This window comes from Pseudomonas sp. NPDC096950 (assembly GCF_044762525.1).
Lineage (GTDB): Bacteria > Pseudomonadota > Gammaproteobacteria > Pseudomonadales > Pseudomonadaceae > Aquipseudomonas.
Genome location: NZ_JBIWEL010000023.1, coordinates 60077 through 77673, shown reverse-complemented (window position 1 = coordinate 77673; position 17597 = coordinate 60077). Strand labels below are relative to the sequence as shown.

Annotated in this window: 17 protein-coding genes; 14 read left to right on the top strand and 3 right to left on the bottom strand. The window is 60.5% G+C overall.

Features of this window, described 5'->3' with window-relative positions:
* Positions 1 to 99 precede the first annotated feature (99 nt).
* Positions 100 to 1110, top strand: coding sequence for an AraC family transcriptional regulator (locus ACIQY3_RS27235; RefSeq protein WP_403025984.1), 1011 nt, complete (start codon positions 100 to 102; stop codon positions 1108 to 1110).
* Between the two features lie 23 nt (positions 1111 to 1133).
* On the opposite strand, the gene ACIQY3_RS27230 is transcribed toward ACIQY3_RS27235, so the two are convergent.
* Positions 1134 to 2090, bottom strand: coding sequence for a helix-turn-helix domain-containing protein (locus ACIQY3_RS27230; RefSeq protein WP_403025982.1), 957 nt, complete (start codon positions 2088 to 2090; stop codon positions 1134 to 1136).
* A 293-nt stretch (positions 2091 to 2383) separates the two neighbouring features.
* On the opposite strand from ACIQY3_RS27230, the gene ACIQY3_RS27225 reads away from it, so the two are divergent.
* The 4 genes from ACIQY3_RS27225 to ACIQY3_RS27210 all read left to right on the top strand — a co-directional run bounded on the left by ACIQY3_RS27225 (position 2384) and on the right by ACIQY3_RS27210 (position 7660).
* On the top strand, positions 2384 to 3856 hold the full coding sequence (locus ACIQY3_RS27225; protein WP_403025980.1) for an aldehyde dehydrogenase family protein: 1473 nt from the start codon (positions 2384 to 2386) through the stop codon (positions 3854 to 3856).
* 154 nt (positions 3857 to 4010) lie between these two features.
* Positions 4011 to 5069 carry a PA0069 family radical SAM protein gene (locus ACIQY3_RS27220; protein ID WP_403025978.1) on the top strand — a complete coding sequence of 353 codons (1059 nt, stop codon included), beginning with the start codon at positions 4011 to 4013 and terminating at the stop codon, positions 5067 to 5069.
* 242 nt (positions 5070 to 5311) lie between these two features.
* Entirely contained in the window at positions 5312 to 6043 is a 732-nt protein-coding gene (locus ACIQY3_RS27215) for a carbonic anhydrase (protein WP_403025976.1), read from the top strand.
* A gap of 90 nt (positions 6044 to 6133) precedes the next feature.
* Complete coding sequence (locus ACIQY3_RS27210; RefSeq protein ID WP_403025974.1) at positions 6134 to 7660, top strand: SulP family inorganic anion transporter; 1527 nt, start codon at positions 6134 to 6136, stop codon at positions 7658 to 7660.
* A gap of 121 nt (positions 7661 to 7781) precedes the next feature.
* On the opposite strand, the gene ACIQY3_RS27205 is transcribed toward ACIQY3_RS27210, so the two are convergent.
* Positions 7782 to 8432 (bottom strand): hypothetical protein, encoded by a 651-nt coding sequence (locus ACIQY3_RS27205; RefSeq protein WP_054617198.1) that lies wholly within the window; start codon positions 8430 to 8432, stop codon positions 7782 to 7784.
* A 372-nt stretch (positions 8433 to 8804) separates the two neighbouring features.
* On the opposite strand from ACIQY3_RS27205, the gene coxB reads away from it, so the two are divergent.
* The 4 genes from coxB (at position 8805) to ACIQY3_RS27185 (ending at position 13209) form a co-directional block, all read left to right on the top strand.
* A complete protein-coding gene (gene coxB / locus ACIQY3_RS27200) occupies positions 8805 to 9932 on the top strand; it encodes a cytochrome c oxidase subunit II (RefSeq protein ID WP_123408477.1) in 1128 nt (375 codons plus the stop codon).
* A gap of 82 nt (positions 9933 to 10014) precedes the next feature.
* On the top strand, positions 10015 to 11604 hold the full coding sequence (gene ctaD, locus ACIQY3_RS27195; RefSeq protein ID WP_123408478.1) for a cytochrome c oxidase subunit I: 1590 nt from the start codon (positions 10015 to 10017) through the stop codon (positions 11602 to 11604).
* A 126-nt stretch (positions 11605 to 11730) separates the two neighbouring features.
* On the top strand, positions 11731 to 12288 hold the full coding sequence (locus ACIQY3_RS27190; protein ID WP_403025972.1) for a cytochrome c oxidase assembly protein: 558 nt from the start codon (positions 11731 to 11733) through the stop codon (positions 12286 to 12288).
* A 33-nt stretch (positions 12289 to 12321) separates the two neighbouring features.
* A complete protein-coding gene (locus tag ACIQY3_RS27185; protein ID WP_403025970.1) occupies positions 12322 to 13209 on the top strand; it encodes a cytochrome c oxidase subunit 3 in 888 nt (295 codons plus the stop codon).
* Between the two features lie 4 nt (positions 13210 to 13213).
* On the opposite strand, the gene ACIQY3_RS27180 is transcribed toward ACIQY3_RS27185, so the two are convergent.
* Positions 13214 to 13417, bottom strand: a complete 204-nt coding sequence (locus ACIQY3_RS27180) for a twin transmembrane helix small protein (RefSeq protein WP_133835164.1) — start codon at positions 13415 to 13417, stop codon at positions 13214 to 13216.
* Positions 13418 to 13487: 70 nt separating this feature from the next.
* Here ACIQY3_RS27180 and ACIQY3_RS27175 point away from each other — a divergent pair, with 70 nt between their 5' ends.
* Genes ACIQY3_RS27175 through ACIQY3_RS27155 form a run of 5 tightly spaced genes read left to right on the top strand, consistent with a single transcriptional unit; the run spans position 13488 to position 17396 of the window.
* Entirely contained in the window at positions 13488 to 14228 is a 741-nt protein-coding gene (locus ACIQY3_RS27175) for an SURF1 family protein (RefSeq protein ID WP_403025967.1), read from the top strand.
* Entirely contained in the window at positions 14194 to 14787 is a 594-nt protein-coding gene (locus ACIQY3_RS27170; protein ID WP_403025965.1) for a hypothetical protein, read from the top strand. The genes ACIQY3_RS27175 and ACIQY3_RS27170 overlap by 35 nt, the downstream gene beginning before the upstream one ends.
* A 10-nt stretch (positions 14788 to 14797) precedes the next feature.
* Positions 14798 to 15877: a heme A synthase gene (locus ACIQY3_RS27165; RefSeq protein WP_403025963.1), complete on the top strand. Its 1080-nt coding sequence runs from the start codon at positions 14798 to 14800 to the stop codon at positions 15875 to 15877.
* Positions 15865 to 16764: a heme o synthase gene (gene cyoE, locus ACIQY3_RS27160; RefSeq protein WP_403025961.1), complete on the top strand. Its 900-nt coding sequence runs from the start codon at positions 15865 to 15867 to the stop codon at positions 16762 to 16764. Before ACIQY3_RS27165 ends, cyoE begins: the two co-directional genes overlap by 13 nt.
* Positions 16761 to 17396 carry an SCO family protein gene (locus ACIQY3_RS27155; protein ID WP_403025959.1) on the top strand — a complete coding sequence of 212 codons (636 nt, stop codon included), beginning with the start codon at positions 16761 to 16763 and terminating at the stop codon, positions 17394 to 17396. Before cyoE ends, ACIQY3_RS27155 begins: the two co-directional genes overlap by 4 nt.
* The last annotated feature ends 201 nt before the right edge of the window (positions 17397 to 17597 follow it).

Here is a 17597-nt window from a genome sequence, read left to right as displayed (position 1 = left end):
TTTAGTCTCGGGTTTGATAGTGCCGGCATTATTCGGATAGCCCCCCGTTCTCGCGTGGCTTAGTTTGGGAGTCAATCAGCCGCCATCAGAGGTGATGCGATGAACATGCAAAGCCACGTTGCTAATCAAGACCCGCCCGCACAGGTCAATACCCTGCGGGTCGTGCATCACGATCCGTGCAGCGCGCAGTCCTGGATGGAAACGATCTGCGGGCCTCACCACTTGCAAGTCAGTGCACCTCAGCGCTTGCAGTTTCAGTACAGCGCTACCGTGCTGAAGTCGATGTCCACCGTACTGGGGCGGATTCAATACGGCACCGATGTGAGGATCGGTATCGATGAAGCGCAGCTCAACTGCTACAGCATCAGCCTGCCCCTGGTAGGCCAGCAGGAGCTGCGACTGCCGACCGGGCTGGCGCGGTCCGACGTCAACCACGGTGTCATCATCTCGCCGCAGGTGCGCCAGGAACTGACCATCGCCGGCAATTGCAGCAAGTTGCAAGTCGCTATCAATCGTGACGCCATGCACAAAGTGCTGGAAGAACTGCTGCTGCACCCGGCGCAACGGCCACTGGTGTTCGAGCCGCGCATGTCAGCCAGCGACGGCGCCGTCGCCGGCTGGTGGCGGATGGTCAGGTACCTGATGCAGGAAACCGGGCTGGACCGGGGACTGTTCGATGAGGTGTCGATCACTCGAGACATCGAGCGAGCGCTGATCAAAGGCCTGATCCTGTCCCAGCCCAACAACTACTCCACCGAATTGGCCGACTCCAGCGAAGCGGCCTATCCGCAATACCTGCGCCGGGCCTGCCAGTTCATTCGCGAAAATGCCGGCGAGGACGTGCAACTGATCGACCTGGAGCGGGCCTCCGGGGTGTCGCACTCCACGCTCTACGAAGCCTTTCGCCGGCATTGCGGCATATCCCCCACGCATTACCTCAAGCGCTATCGCCTGCACGCGGTGCGCCAGGCGTTGCTGGAGGGGCCGGTCAGGCAGAACATCTCCGCGGTGGCGATGGGCTGGGGCTTCAATCACATGGGGCGTTTCTCGTCGGACTACCGCAAATGCTTTGCCGAAGCCCCGTCCGATACACTGGAGCGGCGGCGCTGATGGACACCACGGCATTACCGCTGTCAGCGGGCGCGGCGGAAGGTTTCAGAGGGTTTTTCGCCGAAAGCACGTCGGTAATCAACGGAGAATTGCCCCAGGTGCAGGAAGCCCCAACGGATTGCCAGGTCGGTGACGCAGTCACCCTCGCACGGGTTGAGCAACGCCTGGCGCACATTGCGCAAACGCACTTCCTTGAGATAGCGCATCGGGCTGATACCCCGCCACTCATGAAAGGCCCGGTGCAACGAGCGAATGCCGCAGTGCGCGGCCTGCGCCACATCCAGCAGCGTCACCGGCTGGTCGGCATGTTCTTCGATGTAGGCGATAGCGCGTTTCAGGCAGGCCGGCATGACGCTGGAGCTCATCGCCGTGCCGGACAACTGTCGGCTGGACTGCGCGCAGAGCAACGACAGAATCAACAACTCTTCCGCCCTGGGCAGCAGCAACGCACGGCTTTGCGCGCCCACCGCCGGATCGAGGATCTGCCGCAACTGATTCAGCGACGCGTGCCATTGCGCGCGTTGTCGGGGATCACTGATGACTTGCGACATCAGCGGGAACTCCCAGGCCTTGAGGTTGAACATCGAGCCGGCGAGCTCCACGATGCGTTGCGCCTCTATCCGGGTCACTAACTGCGTGTTGGCCGAGTCATAGTGGTAGCTGGAGCGCTCACCCGGTGCGACCAGCACCGTACTGCCGATCCCGCCGTTGCTATGGATCGACGGGGTGCAGATAGCCGAGTGGCCACTGAGCGTGGTCAGCACCAGTACGAAGTCATCAAACGGCTCGGGGTCAATGGTGATGTCGGTGCCATAGGCGAATTTCGACAGGCCAATCGCTTGCCCCGGCAAGTTGTACATGCTCGCCGGCAACCGGCACGCACCTCGGGTGTGATAGCGATAAGAGGTGTAGATACGGCTGATCTGATCCCGCGCCTGACCAAGGTCAGTGGTCGCAAACAACAGCGACTGCGAAGGCATGTTTCCCGCGTCGAGCAGCAAGGGAGCTCCGTCTCCGGGTGTTTGCACGGGGTTGTCCAAAGACGTCGAAACGTTCATCACGGATGCTCCGGTGCACTCTGCGATGCACTCACGTTCTACCAGCTTTCTGAATACGCCTCTCTGCCCGTCGAAGCAATGCTCCGGGGAAATATGGGCCAGCAGTTGATAGTGGTGGCCAGTCGTTGATATCGCCAAGCCATCGTCCATTTGAAGATGGGTCGAGGTCGAATATCTCGTCTCGATCAACTCCCCGTGGCTACTGGACAACAAAAATGAACCTGTCACTGAAAAACGATTACCCCGCTTACATCGACGGTCAGTTCGTGAGCACCGCGGCGACCTTTCCAGCACTCAACGCATCCACCGGCGAGCATCTGGCCACCGTTGCGCGCTGCACCGCCGTAGAAGTCGACGTGGCCGTTCGTGCCGCACATCGCGCGCAAAAGGAATGGAAAAAAACCACGTTCGAACAGCGTTCGGCACTGCTCAATCGCCTCGCCGACGAGCTCGAAAAAGCCGCTCCGCGCCTGGCCGCCATTGACGCCGCCGACGTCGGTCGACGCATCGGTGAAGTGATCACCGACTATCACATCGCCGTCGCGCAATATCGCTACTTTGCCGGGGCCATCCTGACCCACGAAGGGTTCGGTCGCCCGGTGCCCAACGGCTACCTGGTCGCCAAGCGCGAGCCGATCGGCGTCGTCGGCCAGATTATCCCGTGGAACGTGCCAGCGATCATGGTCGCGCTGAAAGTGGCGCCAGCCGTCGCCGCAGGCAATACCGTGGTGCTTAAACCGGACGAAAACGCCTCGTTGTCTACCTTGGAATTCGCTGAACTGGCGGGCAGCATTTTCCCGGCCGGGGTGATCAACGTTGTCTCAGGCTTCGGCGCAGAAGTGGGCTCGGCGCTGACCGCTCACCCGGGCGTTGCCAAGCTGGCGTTCACCGGCAGCCCGGAAGTCGGCAAGATCATCGGCTGCGCCGGCGCGCAACGCCTGGTGCCTGTGTCACTGGAACTGGGCGGCAAGAGCCCGAATATCGTCTTCCCGGACATTGCCGACATCGACGCGGTGGTCGACAACGTGCTGTTCGCTGCCCTGTACTGCAACGGCCAGTCGTGCCTGGCCGGCACGCGGCTGTTCATCCATGACGATATCTACGCCAATTTCACCGACAAGCTGGCCAATGCCGTGGCGCGAGTGAAAGTCGGTGACCCGATGTCCGAAGCCACGCGCCTGAGCGGCTTGATCAACAAGAAACAAGGCGAGCGCGTGCTCAACTACATCGAAATCGGCAAGGCAGAAAAAGCCAAGCTGCTGGTCGGCGGTCAACGCGCGGTCATTCCAGGTCACGAGCACGGGTACTTCATCCAGCCAACGGTGTTCGAAGCCACCAACAACATGCGTATCGCCCAGGAAGAAATCTTCGGCCCGGTGCTGAGCGTGATTCGCTGGAACGACTACGACACCATGCTCGAACAGGCCAACGACGTACGTTATGGCCTGGCCTCCGGCATCTACACCTCCAACCTGGGCAATGCGATGAAAACCGCCGACGCCCTGGAAGCAGGCAACGTCTGGATCAACCACTACTTCAACCTCAACAGCGGTGCACCGTTCGGCGGCGTCAAGGAAAGCGGTATTGGTCGCGAGCATTGCCACGACACGCTGAACCAGTACTCGCACCTCAAATCCATCACGGTGCAAAACGATGTAATCGCACCGTGGTTCGCTCCGGCGGACTAAGTCTGCAAAGCGTTCCAGGCTGGGCGGCGAGCGGCGTAACCACGAATTGCACGCTCGCCGTCCGGCCACCATTCGGCGGCCAACGCCCTGTGATACTTGGCAAACCCGGCGGTCGCGAATACTGTGTATTAATACAGTATTCGGAACCGCCTCCATGACCACTCCTCTACCTCCACGCGGCCGCGGCACCGCCACCAATCCGCACAACCGCTTCGCCCCGAACCGTTCGGTGGCCGAGGATGACGGCTGGTATCAGGAAGCACCGGTCACCCAAGGTACCGAGGTGCGCATCGAGACGGCGAAGACCATCATCACTCGCAACAACTCGCCGGACTTGCCCTTCGACCGTTCGATCAATCCCTATCGCGGTTGCGAGCACGGCTGCATCTATTGCTACGCACGGCCCAGCCACGCTTATTGGGACATGTCGCCGGGCCTGGATTTCGAAACCAAACTAATCGCCAAGACCAACGCCGCCGACGTCCTGGAGGAACAACTCTCCAAACGCGGCTATCAGTGCGCGCCGATCAACCTGGGCTCCAATACCGATCCTTATCAGCCGATCGAGCGCGAACACAAAATCACCCGCCAGACCCTGGAAGTGCTGCTGCGTTACCGGCATCCGGTGACCATCATCACCAAGGGCTCGCTGATCCTGCGCGATCTGGACCTGCTGGCTGAACTCGCCGAACAGCGGCTGGTGGCGGTGATGATCAGCCTCACCACGCTGGACGATGAGCTCAAGCGCATCCTCGAACCCCGTGCAGCAGCGCCCAAGGCGCGGTTGCGGGCGATCCGGGTAATGCGCGAGGCCGGAATTCCGGTAGGGGTCTTGTGTTCGCCGATGATTCCAATGATCAATGACAGCGAACTCGAAAGCCTGCTCACCGAGGCCCACGCCGCCGGCGCCCAGAGCGCGGCGTATATGATGTTGCGCCTGCCCCTGGAAGTCGCGCCGCTGTTCGAAGAATGGCTGGCCGCCCACTACCCGCAACGTGCGGCCCATGTGCTGAGCCTGATTCGCCAGAGTCGTGGCGGCGAACTCTACGACAGCCGCTTTGGTGCGCGGATGCGCGGTGAAGGACCGTTCGCCGACCTGTTGGCACAACGTTTTGCCAAAACCATCAAGCGCCTGGGGCTCAATCGCCGTGAAGGGTTTAATCTGGATTGCGACGCCTTCTGTCCGCCGGGTCGCCAAATGTCTTTGATTTGAGGACAATTGGCCTAAGGTTGAGTGGCGGAGAAAGCAAGATGCCATTACCCAGTCACACTTTTTGTGACCTGGAACACACGTTCTAGAGCGGTTGATTCAGTTTGAGTTAAGTTTCGACGGTTACCTTGTTCATCGAGTGACTGACGGGTCTGGATTTTCGACCTGGACGTTTTTTAAACAGCCACTGGCTTCATATCGGATAAAACGGGAAACTTTCCCCACTCCGTCAAAGAGGATGAATCATGAGTGACAAGGATAAACAGCCGTTGGCTGCGTCGGCGCAAGCGCTTCCTGAGGCGGAATCCGCCGATGCAGCGCTGAAGCATATCGTTGACGGCTTTTTGCATTTTCATCACGAGATCTTTCCGCAGCAGGAAGAGCTCTTCAAGAAACTCGCCACGGCCCAGAATCCCAGGGCAATGTTCATTACCTGCGCCGATTCGCGCATCGTGCCAGAGCTGATTACCCAAAGCTCCCCAGGCGACCTGTTCGTGACCCGTAACGTCGGCAATGTTGTGCCACCTTATGGGCAAATGAACGGCGGCGTTTCCACCGCCATCGAGTACGCCGTACTGGCCCTCGGTGTGCAGCACATCATCATTTGCGGGCACTCCGATTGCGGCGCCATGCGCGCAGTGCTCAACCCGCAAAGCCTGGAAAAAATGCCCACGGTCAAAGCCTGGCTGCGGCATGCCGAAGTGGCGAAAACCATGGTCCAGGAAAACTGCAATTGCGCTAACGAAAACGAAAGCATGCACATCCTCACCGAAGAGAATGTGATTGCCCAGTTGCAGCATCTGCGTACACATCCATCGGTGGCCTCGCGCATGGCCAACGGTCATCTGTTTATCCATGGCTGGGTCTACAGCATCGAAACCAGCGAAATCAGAGCTTATGACGCTGATCAGGGTTGTTTCCTGCCCCTGGATGGCAGTCATCCGATTCCGGTGGCGACGCCTAAAGCGCGCTTCTAAATCCTCCTAAATCCCAGTGTGATTTAGCCGAGGCTGCCATTTGAGCAGCCTGGCTTTTTCACGCCTGAAGAAAACTTCGGGAGAATCCCTATGCGTGCTGCGCAATTAAAAGCTGTTCTGCCACGGGAGCTGCTGGCGTCCGTGGTTGTGTTCCTCGTGGCCCTGCCCTTGTGCATGGGCATCGCCATCGCTTCGGGGTTGCCGCCGGCCAAAGGCCTGATCACCGGGATCATCGGTGGCTTGGTGGTGGGCTGGATTGCCGGCTCACCGCTGCAAGTCAGCGGCCCGGCGGCGGGCTTGGCGGTGTTGGTGTTCGAGTTGGTGCGCCAGCATGGCGTCGCCATGCTCGGGCCGATCCTGCTGCTGGCGGGTTTTCTGCAACTGCTGGCCGGTCGTTTCAAATTGGGCTGTTGGTTCCGGGTGACGGCGCCGGCGGTGGTCTACGGCATGCTCGCCGGGATTGGTGTGTTGATCGTGCTGTCACAGGTGCATGTGATGCTCGATGCGGTGCCCAAACCCTCGGGGCTGGATAACCTCGCAGCCTTCCCGGCCGCCGTGGTGCAGGCCTTGCCGTCCTTTGGCTGGCAGGCTGGTTTGCTCGGGCTGTCGACGATTGCGGTGATGTGGCTGTGGGAAAAATTCCGCCCACATTCCCTGCGATTCGTTCCCGGGGCCTTGCTCGGTGTCGGTCTGGCGACGGTCGCCAGCCTGATGCTCGCCTTGCAGGTCAAACGCGTGGAAGTGCCAGCCAATCTGGCGGAAGCCATCGACTGGCTGAAACCGGCGGACCTGCTGAACCTGGCCGATCCGACGATCCTGATCGCCGCGTTTGCCGTGGCCTTTATCGCCAGCGCCGAAACCCTGCTCTCGGCCGCCGCCGTGGACCGCATGCACAGCGGCGAACGTTCGGACTTCGACCGGGAATTGTCGGCGCAAGGTGTGGGCAACATGCTCTGCGGCTTGCTCGGTGCATTGCCGATGACCGGCGTGATCGTGCGCAGTTCGGCCAACGTCCAGGCCGGTGCGACCACACGCTACTCGGCGATCTTCCATGGCCTGTGGCTGCTGGCGTTCGTGCTGTTGCTGTCCAGCGTGCTGCAAAGCATTCCAGTGGCGAGCCTCGCGGGTGTGTTGGTCTACACCGGTTTCAAACTGGTCGACCTCAAAGCCTTTCGTGGCCTGGGCCGTTATGGCCGGATGCCGATGTTCACCTACGCGGCGACCGCCCTGGCGATCATCTTCACCGACCTGCTGACCGGCGTACTGATCGGCTTCGGCCTGACCCTGGCCAAACTGGCGTGGAAAGCGTCGCGACTGAAAATCAGCCTGATCGACCTGCCCAAGGACGGCGAAATGGAACTGCGCTTGATCGGCGCGGCGACCTTTCTCAAGGTCCCGGCGCTGACCCAGGTGCTGGGCACCATTCCAGCAGGCGCGACGGTGCATGTGCCGCTCAATAACCTGAGCTACATCGACCATTCGTGTCTGGAGTTGCTTGAGGAGTGGGGCCGGGCGAATGCGGCCAAGGGTTCGAAGCTGCTGATTGAGGCGCGGGGGTTGAAGCGCAGGTTGGAAGGGCGGTTGCGCACTACGTCCGGCGTAGGTTCTGCCGGATAGGAAAACCAATGTGGGAGCGGGCTTGCTCGCGAAGGCGGTCAATCATTCAACATTAATGTCGTCTGACACACCGCTTTCGCGAGCAGGCTCGCTCCCACAGGGATTAGGTTCCTACCGTAAATCAGGCTGCGGGCTGATCCAGCTCCAGACCTACGCCCAATTGGCGCGACAGGCACGGCCAGCGTTTCCACGCGGCGCCGGTGTCCGGGCTGTTGAGTTTCTCGCGGTAGGCCTCCACCGATTCCAGCGCGAAACTGTCTTCGTTAAGCATCTCGTCCACGGCGTGATGCACCGCCTCATCCAGCTGGTTGGCGAATTCTTCGCCGATCAATTGGTGGGCAATCAGGTTGGCGACAGTCATGTCCAATGGGATCAGTGGCTGGCCAAAATGCTTGATGTACAGGTCGTTGACCTCTTCAACCAACCGATGCGCCAGATACGCTTCGTCCAGCAGGCTGTCCAGGCCGATATGCCCGGCCATGATCGCCGGCGGCTGGAGGAAGAACTGCTCGGCGATTTTCAGCACCGGTTTGATCTGCGATTCGATGCCCGCTTCCCGTGCGACATCATTGGCGGCGTCCAACAGGTCCGGTACTTGCTCGATATAAGCGGCCACGAACCGGGTCATCACGCCATTGGCGTCGACGTCCGGCAATTGGATGGCGGCATGCAGGTGCGGCAGTTGGGTTTCCAGTTGGCGAGTTAACAGGCCGGTCTCGGCCTCGTGTTGTTGGGCTTTTTGGATCTGCTCGCGCAATGCGGCGGTGTTCATGAAAACTCCAGGAAACAAAGGCAATGAAATAGGGAAGACATAACTTAGCTGGCTTATGAAAGTTGCTAAGACGCATTTGTCATAATTGTTTCATCCTTGAGACACCAAAGTTATATCGATTTGCCACCACTCGTCGCGCATCGTTCTCCATTCGTGGCCTTGAGCGCAAGCCCCAGCTGTTTCAGATCATTTACGCCATCACATTGCGAGGTGGCAGTCGCTGTCTATACTCGGGTGGGAATGGAGTTAGCTGATGACGCCCGACTGCATATGCAGCAAGGCTCGGCGATTCAAGTTCGTAGTCTGAAAAAGCCGCTCCCTTGCCGCAGGTGAAAGCCGGCGGGATAACAAGAACGATAAGGGGAACCCGCAATGATGCGACATCCACACGTCTGGATGGGCCTCCTGTTGTGGTCAATTTTCAGCCAGGCACAAGCGGCCTGGACTGTGAATATGGCGCCGGGAGCGACTGAAATCAGTCACGCAGTATTCGACCTGCACATGACCATTTTCTGGATCTGTGTAGTCATCGGCATCATCGTCTTCGGCGCCATGTTCTGGTCGATGATGGTCCACCGTCGCTCGACCGGGCAGGTGGCCGCCAAATTTCACGAAAGCACCACCGTAGAAATCCTCTGGACCATCGTGCCCTTCATCATCCTGGTGGCCATGGCGGTTCCCGCTACCGCGACCCTGATCAAGATGTACGACGCCAGTGAGCCGGATATCGATATCCAGATCACCGGCTACCAGTGGAAGTGGCATTACAAATACCTGGGCCAGGACGTTGAATTCTTCAGCAACCTGGCCACGCCCCAGGATCAAATCCACAACAAGGAAGCCAAGGGCGAACATTACTTGCTCGAGGTCGACAAGCCGTTGGTGCTGCCGATCGGCGCCAAGGTGCGCTTCCTGGTGACGTCCGCCGACGTGATTCACTCGTGGTGGGTGCCGGCCTTCGCGGTCAAGCGTGATGCGATTCCGGGGTTCGTCAACGAAGCCTGGACCCGTATCGACAAGCCCGGCATCTACCGTGGCCAGTGCGCCGAGTTGTGCGGCAAGGATCACGGCTTCATGCCGATCGTGGTCGAGGTCAAGGAAAAGGCCGACTACGACAAGTGGCTGGCCGAGCGCAAGGCTGAAGCCCTGCAACTCAAAGAGCTGACCAGCAAGGAATGGACCCTCGACGAGCTCAAGGAGCGCGGCGACAAGATCTACCACACCACCTGCGTGGCCTGTCACCAGGCCGAAGGCCAGGGCTTGCCGCCGATGTTCCCGGCGCTCAAGGGCTCGCCGATTGCCACCGGGCCGAAAGCCGATCACCTGCACCGCGTGTACTTCGGCAAGCCTGGCACCGCGATGGCGGCGTTCGGCAAGCAGCTTTCGGAAGTCGATATCGCAGCGGTCGTGACCTATGAACGTAACGCCTGGGGCAACAACAAAGGCGACATGGTCACGCCTAAAGAAGTGCTGGAGCTGAAACAGGCGGAAAGCAAATGACCCGGTCTATCGCGTACGTAAGGAACCGGTCGGGGCAATGCGCCCCGGCCTGCCCAGCCCATTCGTTCTCAGGAGAACGGCCATGAGTGCTGTCATCGATGATCATGGTCATGCCACCGACCACGCCCACGGCCCCGCCAAGGGTCTGATGCGCTGGGTGCTGACCACCAACCACAAAGACATCGGCACGCTGTACCTGTGGTTCGCGTTTTCCATGTTTCTGCTGGGTGGCTCGTTCGCCATGGTGATTCGCGCCGAGCTGTTCCAGCCCGGGCTGCAAATCGTCGAACCGGCGTTCTTCAACCAGATGACCACCATGCACGGTCTGGTGATGGTGTTCGGTGCGGTGATGCCGGCGTTTGTCGGCCTCGCCAACTGGATGATCCCGTTGATGATCGGCGCGCCGGACATGGCCCTGCCACGGATGAACAATTTCAGCTTCTGGCTGTTGCCGGCGGCGTTCATCCTGCTGGTCTCGACCCTGTTCACCGCCGGTGGCGGCCCGAACTTCGGCTGGACCTTCTACGCCCCACTCTCAACGACCTACGCCCCGGAAAGCGTGACGTTCTTCATCTTCGCCATTCACTTGATGGGGATCAGCTCGATCATGGGCGCGATCAACGTGATCGCCACCATCCTCAACCTGCGCGCGCCCGGCATGACGCTGATGAAGATGCCGCTGTTCGTCTGGACCTGGCTGATCACCGCATTCCTGCTGATCGCGGTGATGCCGGTACTGGCCGGGTGCGTGACGATGATGCTGATGGACATCCACTTCGGCACCAGTTTCTTCAGCGCCGCCGGTGGCGGTGACCCGGTGTTGTTCCAGCATGTGTTCTGGTTCTTCGGCCACCCCGAGGTGTACATCATGATCCTGCCGGCCTTCGGCGCCGTCAGCTCGATCATTCCGACGTTCTCGCGCAAGCCGCTGTTCGGCTACACCTCGATGGTCTACGCCACGGCGAGCATCGCGTTCCTGTCGTTTATCGTCTGGGCGCACCATATGTTCGTGGTCGGCATTCCGCTGGTGGGCGAGCTGTTCTTCATGTACGCCACGCTGCTGATCGCGGTGCCCACCGGGGTGAAAGTGTTCAACTGGGCGAGCACCATGTGGCAAGGCTCGCTGACCTTCGAAACGCCGATGCTGTTCGCCGTGGCGTTCGTGATCCTGTTCTCCATCGGCGGTTTCTCGGGACTGATGCTGGCCATTGCGCCGGCGGACTTCCAGTACCAGGACACTTACTTCGTGGTCGCGCATTTCCACTACGTGCTGGTGCCGGGGGCGATCTTCGGGATCTTCGCTTCGGCGTACTACTGGCTGCCGAAATGGACCGGCCACATGTACGACGAAACCCTCGGCAAGCTGCACTTCTGGCTGTCGTTCGTGGGCATGAACCTGACCTTCTTCCCGATGCACTTCGTGGGACTGGCGGGCATGCCGCGACGGATTCCGGACTACAACCTGCAATTCGCCGACTTCAACATGGTGTCGTCGATTGGCGCGTTCATGTTCGGCACCACCCAATTGTTCTTCCTGTTCATCGTGATCAAGACCATCCGCGGCGGCCCGCCTGCACCGGCCAAACCGTGGGAAGGGGCCGAAGGCCTGGAGTGGAGCGTGCCGTCACCGGCGCCGTATCACACCTTTACCACGCCGCCGGAAGTGAAATGAACACCACAACTCCTGTGGGAGCGAGCCTGCTCGCGAAGAACGATGACGCGGTGTATCTGCTAAACCTCGGTGTCCGCTTCGCGAGCAGGCTCGCTCCCACAGGGTACTCGGTGGAGGGTCAATGCCATGGCTGACTCAATCTCGCTGAAAAAACTGGTCACCCGCCTGCTGCTCGTGGTGGTCGCGATGTTTGTCTTCGGGTTTGCCCTGGTGCCGATCTACGACGTGATGTGCAAGGCTTTCGGCATCAACGGCAAGACCGCCGGGCAGTACGAAGGCGAGCAAGTGGTGGATACCTCGCGCCAGGTGCGGGTGCAGTTTCTGTCGATGAACAACGCCGACATGGTCTGGGAGTTCTACCCCAAGGGTAATGAGCTGACGGCGCATCCGGGGGCAGTGAACGAGATGATTTTTGTCGCGTACAACCCCACCGACCACCCGATGAGCGCCCAGGCGGTGCCGAGTATCGCGCCCAGTGAAGCGGCGGCGTATTTCCACAAGACCGAATGTTTCTGCTTTACCCAGCAAGTGCTGCAGCCCGGTCAACGGATCGAGATGCCGGTACGTTTCATCGTTGACCGTGACATGCCCAAGGATGTGAAGCACCTGACGCTGTCCTACACGCTGTTCGATATCACCGCACGTCATCCGCCCGTGGCTGTTGCTGCAAGCACCGGCGGCTAGGCGTTTAAGCGTGCCCGATAAGGAGAACAATAAATGGCAACTCATGAACACTATTACGTCCCGGCCCAGAGCAAATGGCCGATCATCGCCACGGTCGGCATGCTGGTCACCGTCTTCGGCCTGGCCACATGGTTCAACGACCTGAAGGCGGCGCGGCCGGAATCCCACGGCCCGCTGATCTTTTTCGTCGGAGGCCTGTTGCTGGCGTACATGCTGTTCGGCTGGTTCGGCACGGTGATCAAGGAAAGCCGCGCCGGGTTGTACAGCCCACAGCTGGATCGCTCGTTCCGCTGGGGCATGAGTTGGTTCATTTTCTCCGAGGTGATGTTCTTCATCGCCTTCTTCGGTGCACTGTTTTACGTGCGGCACATCTCCGGCCCGGCGCTGGGCGGCGAAGGTCCGAAAGGCATCGCCCACATGCTCTGGCCGAACTTCCAGTTCACCTGGCCGCTGCTGCACACCCCGGACCCGAAACTGTTCCCGCCGCCTAAAGAAGTCATCAGCCCCTGGGGCCTGCCGCTGATCAACACCATTTTGCTGGTGAGTTCCAGCGTCACCGTGACCATCGCCCACCATGCGCTGAAGAAAGGCCATCGCGGCGCGCTGAAAATCTGGCTGGCGATCACCGTGTTGCTGGGCTGCGGCTTCCTCGCCCTCCAGGCCGAAGAATACATGCACGCCTACCACGAACTGGGACTGACCCTGGGTTCGGGCATCTATGGCGCGACGTTCTTCATGCTCACCGGTTTCCACGGCGCCCACGTGACCATCGGCACCATCATCCTGTTCGTGATGCTGATGCGGATCATGCGCGGGCACTTTGATAACGAGCACCAGTTCGGCTTCGAAGCGGCGAGTTGGTATTGGCACTTTGTCGACGTGGTGTGGATCGGGCTGTTCGTTTTCGTCTACGTGCTGTGAGGCATTACCACGGCGCGTGAGAAACCAGTTGGCCGCTGAAAAAGCCCCAGGCGATCAAGCCGACGGTGGTGGCGGCCAGGGCAACACGAATGCTCAAGGCAATGACGAGGCGGTTCGAGCTGCTGTCGTCCTTGACCAGAAAAAACAGGCCGCTGAACAGGCTGACAACCGTGGCAATCAGCATCAGGACGATGGCTGCTTTGAGCATGGTGGGACTCCGGGGGAAAGGCGATGCATTTGAGTATAGCTATCGCGATCACCGACTTTCTGGCGCTGTCATGAAGCGCTTCCGGCCGGGCATCGTGCCGACCCTCGTGGTCGCGCTGCTGTTGCCGCTGCTGGTGTCACTCGGGTTCTGGCAATTGAGCCGGGGCGCGGAGAAAAGCGCGCTGCTGCAAAGCTACGCCGAGCGTCGGGCGGCCGAACCGATGGCCAGTTCCGAACTGCTGAATACGCAAGATCCAGCCTTTCGCCGGGTGCGCCTGCACGGTCAGTTCGACGCCGAGCACAGCCTGTTGCTGGATAACCGTCAGCGCGACGGTAAGGTCGGGGTCGAGTTGCTGCAACCGTTCCACGATCAAGCAACCGGGCTCTGGCTATTGGTCAATCGCGGCTGGCTGCCATGGCCGGACCGGCGCACCCCGCCGCAATTCAAGACGCCTGCCGAAGCCCTGAGCCTCGACGCGTGGGTCTACGTGTCCCCCGGCGCCACCTTCCAATTGCACGCCGACCCGAGTACCGCCACCTGGCCGCAACTGGTGACCGCGGTCGAACCGGCCAAGCTCTGGACCGCGCTCAACCGCGAAGGCTTTGCCTACGAATTACGTGAAGAAACCGGGCCAGCGTCCTACCAGGCCGATTGGCCGGTGGTGGCCATGGGGCCGGAAAAACACATCGCTTATGCCGTGCAGTGGTTCGCCATGGCGATCGCCCTGCTCGGCCTTTTTATCTATCTCGGCTGGCACAACGCAAAGGAGAAACACCATGGGAGCGGCCATGAATCCACCCAGCATGTCTGAGACGAAACCGCCGGCGAGTCGGCGCAAGGGGCGTCTGCAACTGCTGCTGATTGTGCTGGGCGTGGTGGGTCCGATGATCCTCGCCACCGGCATGTACAAGCTGAATTTCTGGGTGCCGGAGGGCCGCAGTTATCACGGCGAACTGATCGGCAACGGCCAGACCCGCGCCGACCTCGGCGTGCAGGCGCAAGAAGATCGCTGGCAGATGCTGGTGACCGCGCCCAAGGATTGCTCGGTGGATTGCCAGCAGTTAGTGTACCTCGCGCGGCAAATCCAGATCGGCCTCGGCCGCGATGCATCCCGCGCCAGCCATGCCCTGGCCGCCGCGCAACCGTTGAGCGCCGACTACGAAGCCAAGCTGACTCGCGAGTACCCGCAACTGCAACGCTACCCCATGGACCTGACCACGTTCAGCAAGACCACCGGCGACAAGACTGCGCCGCAGCTATGGATCATCGACCCACACGGCAATCTGGTGCTGCGCTACGACCCGACGGTCAAGGGCAAGGACCTGCTGAACGATCTGCGTCATCTGCTGAAACTGTCGAACATCGGATAAGGGCATCGTCATGGCCAAACCTGGATTTCGCCTCGCGCTGTTTGCCACCTTGCTGGCACTGATTGTGGTGTTGCTCGGCGCCTACACCCGCCTGACCCACGCCGGCCTCGGTTGCCCGGATTGGCCGGGTTGCTACGGCTTTATCAGCGTGCCGAAAAGCGAAGCCCAACTGGCCCATGCCGAACTGCATTTCCCTGACACGCCGGTGGTGGCCCATAAAGGCTGGAACGAGATGATCCACCGCTACTTCGCCGGCACCCTGGGGTTGTTGATTTCGGTGCTGGCCGGTCGCGCTTGGGTGCATCGTCGTCATCCGGGGCAACCGGTGAAGTTGCCACTGTTCCTGCTCGGTGTGGTGTTCGCCCAAGCGGCGTTTGGCATGTGGACGGTGACGCTCAAGCTTTGGCCGCAAGTGGTCACCGGGCATTTGCTTGGCGGTTTTGCGACTTTGAGTCTGTTGTTTTTGCTGACCCTGCGGCTGTCCGGTGTATTGCCCGCGCTGACGGTGCCAAAGCGTTTGCAGTACTGGGCGACGGCCGGGTTGCTGCTGGTGATTCTGCAAATCGCCCTCGGCGGCTGGGTCAGTTCCAACTACGCGGCCGTGGCGTGCATCGACTTCCCGACTTGCCACGGCCAATGGCTGCCACCGGCAGACTTCGCCAACGGCTTTCACCTGACCCAACACATCGGCCCCAATTACCTCGGCGGGCAACTGGACAGCGATGCCCGCACGGCGATTCACCTGACTCACCGCATCGGCGCACTGATGGTGACACTGGTACTGCTGGGCCTGGCCTGGCAACTGAAAGTGGTCGGCATGACGCGCCTCGCCGGCCTGGTGCTGATCGCTCTCGGTGCACAAATCACCCTGGGCATCAGCAACGTGCTGTTTCACCTGCCGCTGCCAGTCGCCGTCGCCCACAACGCGGGCGGTGCGGCGTTGTTGCTGACCATGGTGCTGGTCAATTACCACGCGCGGACCAGTCTGGTTCGGGTCAAACAACACGCTCCTGCACGCTGGCGGTTCAGCCCGCGTAAACATTCAGCCGGGCCCATAACAATAAAAGGAGAGATGCCATGGCGATTCTGATCGGCGAACGTCACAGTCAGGCGATCTGGCGGGACTATCTGGAGCTGACCAAGCCCAAAGTGGTGGTGCTGATGCTCATCACCTCACTGGTGGGCATGTTCCTCGCGACCCGCGCCGGGGTGCCGTGGACGGTGCTGATATTCGGCAATCTGGGGATCGCGCTGTGTGCCGGGGGCGCGGCGGCGGTCAATCATGTGGTGGACCGGCGGATCGACGCAGTCATGGCCCGAACCCATAAACGGCCGTTGGCGGAAGGCCGGGTGTCGCCGGCCGCGGCGCTGACGTTTGCCTTGGTGCTGGCGGTGCTGGGGCAAGCCGTGTTGCTGGCCTTCACCAACCCGCTGACCGCATGGCTGACCCTCGCCTCCCTGCTCGGCTACGCGGTGGTCTACACCGGTTTCCTGAAACGCGCGACGCCGCAGAACATCGTCATCGGCGGCCTCGCCGGTGCAGCCCCGCCGCTGCTCGGCTGGACCGCAGCGACCGGGCATATCGGCGCTGAACCGTTGCTGCTGGTGTTGATCATCTTCGCCTGGACCCCGCCGCACTTCTGGGCCCTGGCCATTCACCGCAAAGAGGAATACGCCAAGGCCGACATCCCGATGCTGCCGGTAACCCATGGCGAGCACTACACCAAAGTCCACATCCTTCTTTATACCTTCGCGCTGCTGGCGGTCAGCCTGATGCCGTACGTGATCCACATGAGCGGCGTGCTCTACCTGGTGTGTGCCCTCGGTCTTGGCGCAAGGTTTCTGCAATGGGCCGTGGTGTTGTACCGTGGCACTCGGCCGCACGCGGCGATCAACACCTTCAAGTACTCTATCTGGTACTTGTTCCTGCTGTTTATCGCCCTGCTCGTAGACCACTACTTACTGTTGAACCTATGACTCGAACTCAGAAAACCGTCTTCATCCTCGTCGCCCTGATCGCGCTGGTTTTGGGCCTGACCGTCAACAAGGTGCTGTCCGGCAAAGGCCAGGGTGACCCGACGGCACTGATCGACGCGGGCATCATCCTGCTGCCGCAAAGCCGTAACCTGCCGAATGTGACGATGACCGATCAGGACGGCAAACCGGTGGCGGTCAACGAGCTGAAAGACAAGTGGAGCCTGCTGTTCTTCGGCTACACCTTCTGCCCGGACATCTGCCCGACCACCCTCGCCCAACTGCGCCAGATCAAAAGCGAACTGCCGCCGGAAGCGGTGGCCAAGTTGCAGATCATCCTGGTCAGCGTTGACCCGAACCGCGATACGCCCAAGCAGCTCAAACAGTACCTGGGCTACTTCGATCCGCAGTTCCAGGGTTTGACCGCCTCTTCAGTAGACGACATCCAGAAACTGGCTAACGCGGTGAGCATTCCGTTCATTCCGGCGGATACCAGCAAGCCGAACTACACGGTCGACCACAGCGGCAACCTCGCGGTGATCGGGCCGGACGGCACCCAACGCGGATTCATTCGCGCACCGTTGAATAACGTGAAGCTCGTGGCGCAGTTGCCGGTGATGCTCAAACGCAACTAACTCAGCCTTACACAACCCCCCTGTGGGAGCGGGCTTGCTCGCGAAAGCGGTGTGTCAGTCACCATCAATGTCGACTGAAACGACGCTTTCGCGAGCAAGCCCGCTCCCACAGGGTCGGTGTTTCGGGCACAAAAAAAGGGGCGCATCGAATGCGCCCCTATCGTTCCCACGCTCTGCGTGGGAATGCAGCCAGGGACGCTC

Excerpts from the sequence above, each read along its gene's own strand:
- ACIQY3_RS27215 (WP_403025976.1), top strand. The coding sequence starts at position 5,312 with ATGAGTGACAAGGATAAACAGCCGTTGGCTGCGTCGGCGCAAGCGCTT.
- ACIQY3_RS27165 (WP_403025963.1), top strand. The coding sequence starts at position 14,798 with ATGGCCAAACCTGGATTTCGCCTCGCGCTGTTTGCCACCTTGCTGGCA.
- cyoE (WP_403025961.1), top strand. The coding sequence starts at position 15,865 with ATGGCGATTCTGATCGGCGAACGTCACAGTCAGGCGATCTGGCGGGAC.
- ctaD (WP_123408478.1), top strand. The coding sequence starts at position 10,015 with ATGAGTGCTGTCATCGATGATCATGGTCATGCCACCGACCACGCCCAC.
- ACIQY3_RS27205 (WP_054617198.1), bottom strand. The coding sequence starts at position 8,432 with ATGAACACCGCCGCATTGCGCGAGCAGATCCAAAAAGCCCAACAACAC.
- ACIQY3_RS27185 (WP_403025970.1), top strand. The coding sequence starts at position 12,322 with ATGGCAACTCATGAACACTATTACGTCCCGGCCCAGAGCAAATGGCCG.
- ACIQY3_RS27225 (WP_403025980.1), top strand. The coding sequence starts at position 2,384 with ATGAACCTGTCACTGAAAAACGATTACCCCGCTTACATCGACGGTCAG.
- ACIQY3_RS27210 (WP_403025974.1), top strand. The coding sequence starts at position 6,134 with ATGCGTGCTGCGCAATTAAAAGCTGTTCTGCCACGGGAGCTGCTGGCG.
- ACIQY3_RS27175 (WP_403025967.1), top strand. The coding sequence starts at position 13,488 with ATGAAGCGCTTCCGGCCGGGCATCGTGCCGACCCTCGTGGTCGCGCTG.
- ACIQY3_RS27190 (WP_403025972.1), top strand. The coding sequence starts at position 11,731 with ATGGCTGACTCAATCTCGCTGAAAAAACTGGTCACCCGCCTGCTGCTC.
- ACIQY3_RS27180 (WP_133835164.1), bottom strand. The coding sequence starts at position 13,417 with ATGCTCAAAGCAGCCATCGTCCTGATGCTGATTGCCACGGTTGTCAGC.
- ACIQY3_RS27235 (WP_403025984.1), top strand. The coding sequence starts at position 100 with ATGAACATGCAAAGCCACGTTGCTAATCAAGACCCGCCCGCACAGGTC.
- ACIQY3_RS27170 (WP_403025965.1), top strand. The coding sequence starts at position 14,194 with ATGGGAGCGGCCATGAATCCACCCAGCATGTCTGAGACGAAACCGCCG.
- coxB (WP_123408477.1), top strand. The coding sequence starts at position 8,805 with ATGATGCGACATCCACACGTCTGGATGGGCCTCCTGTTGTGGTCAATT.
- ACIQY3_RS27230 (WP_403025982.1), bottom strand. The coding sequence starts at position 2,090 with ATGCCTTCGCAGTCGCTGTTGTTTGCGACCACTGACCTTGGTCAGGCG.
- ACIQY3_RS27220 (WP_403025978.1), top strand. The coding sequence starts at position 4,011 with ATGACCACTCCTCTACCTCCACGCGGCCGCGGCACCGCCACCAATCCG.
- ACIQY3_RS27155 (WP_403025959.1), top strand. The coding sequence starts at position 16,761 with ATGACTCGAACTCAGAAAACCGTCTTCATCCTCGTCGCCCTGATCGCG.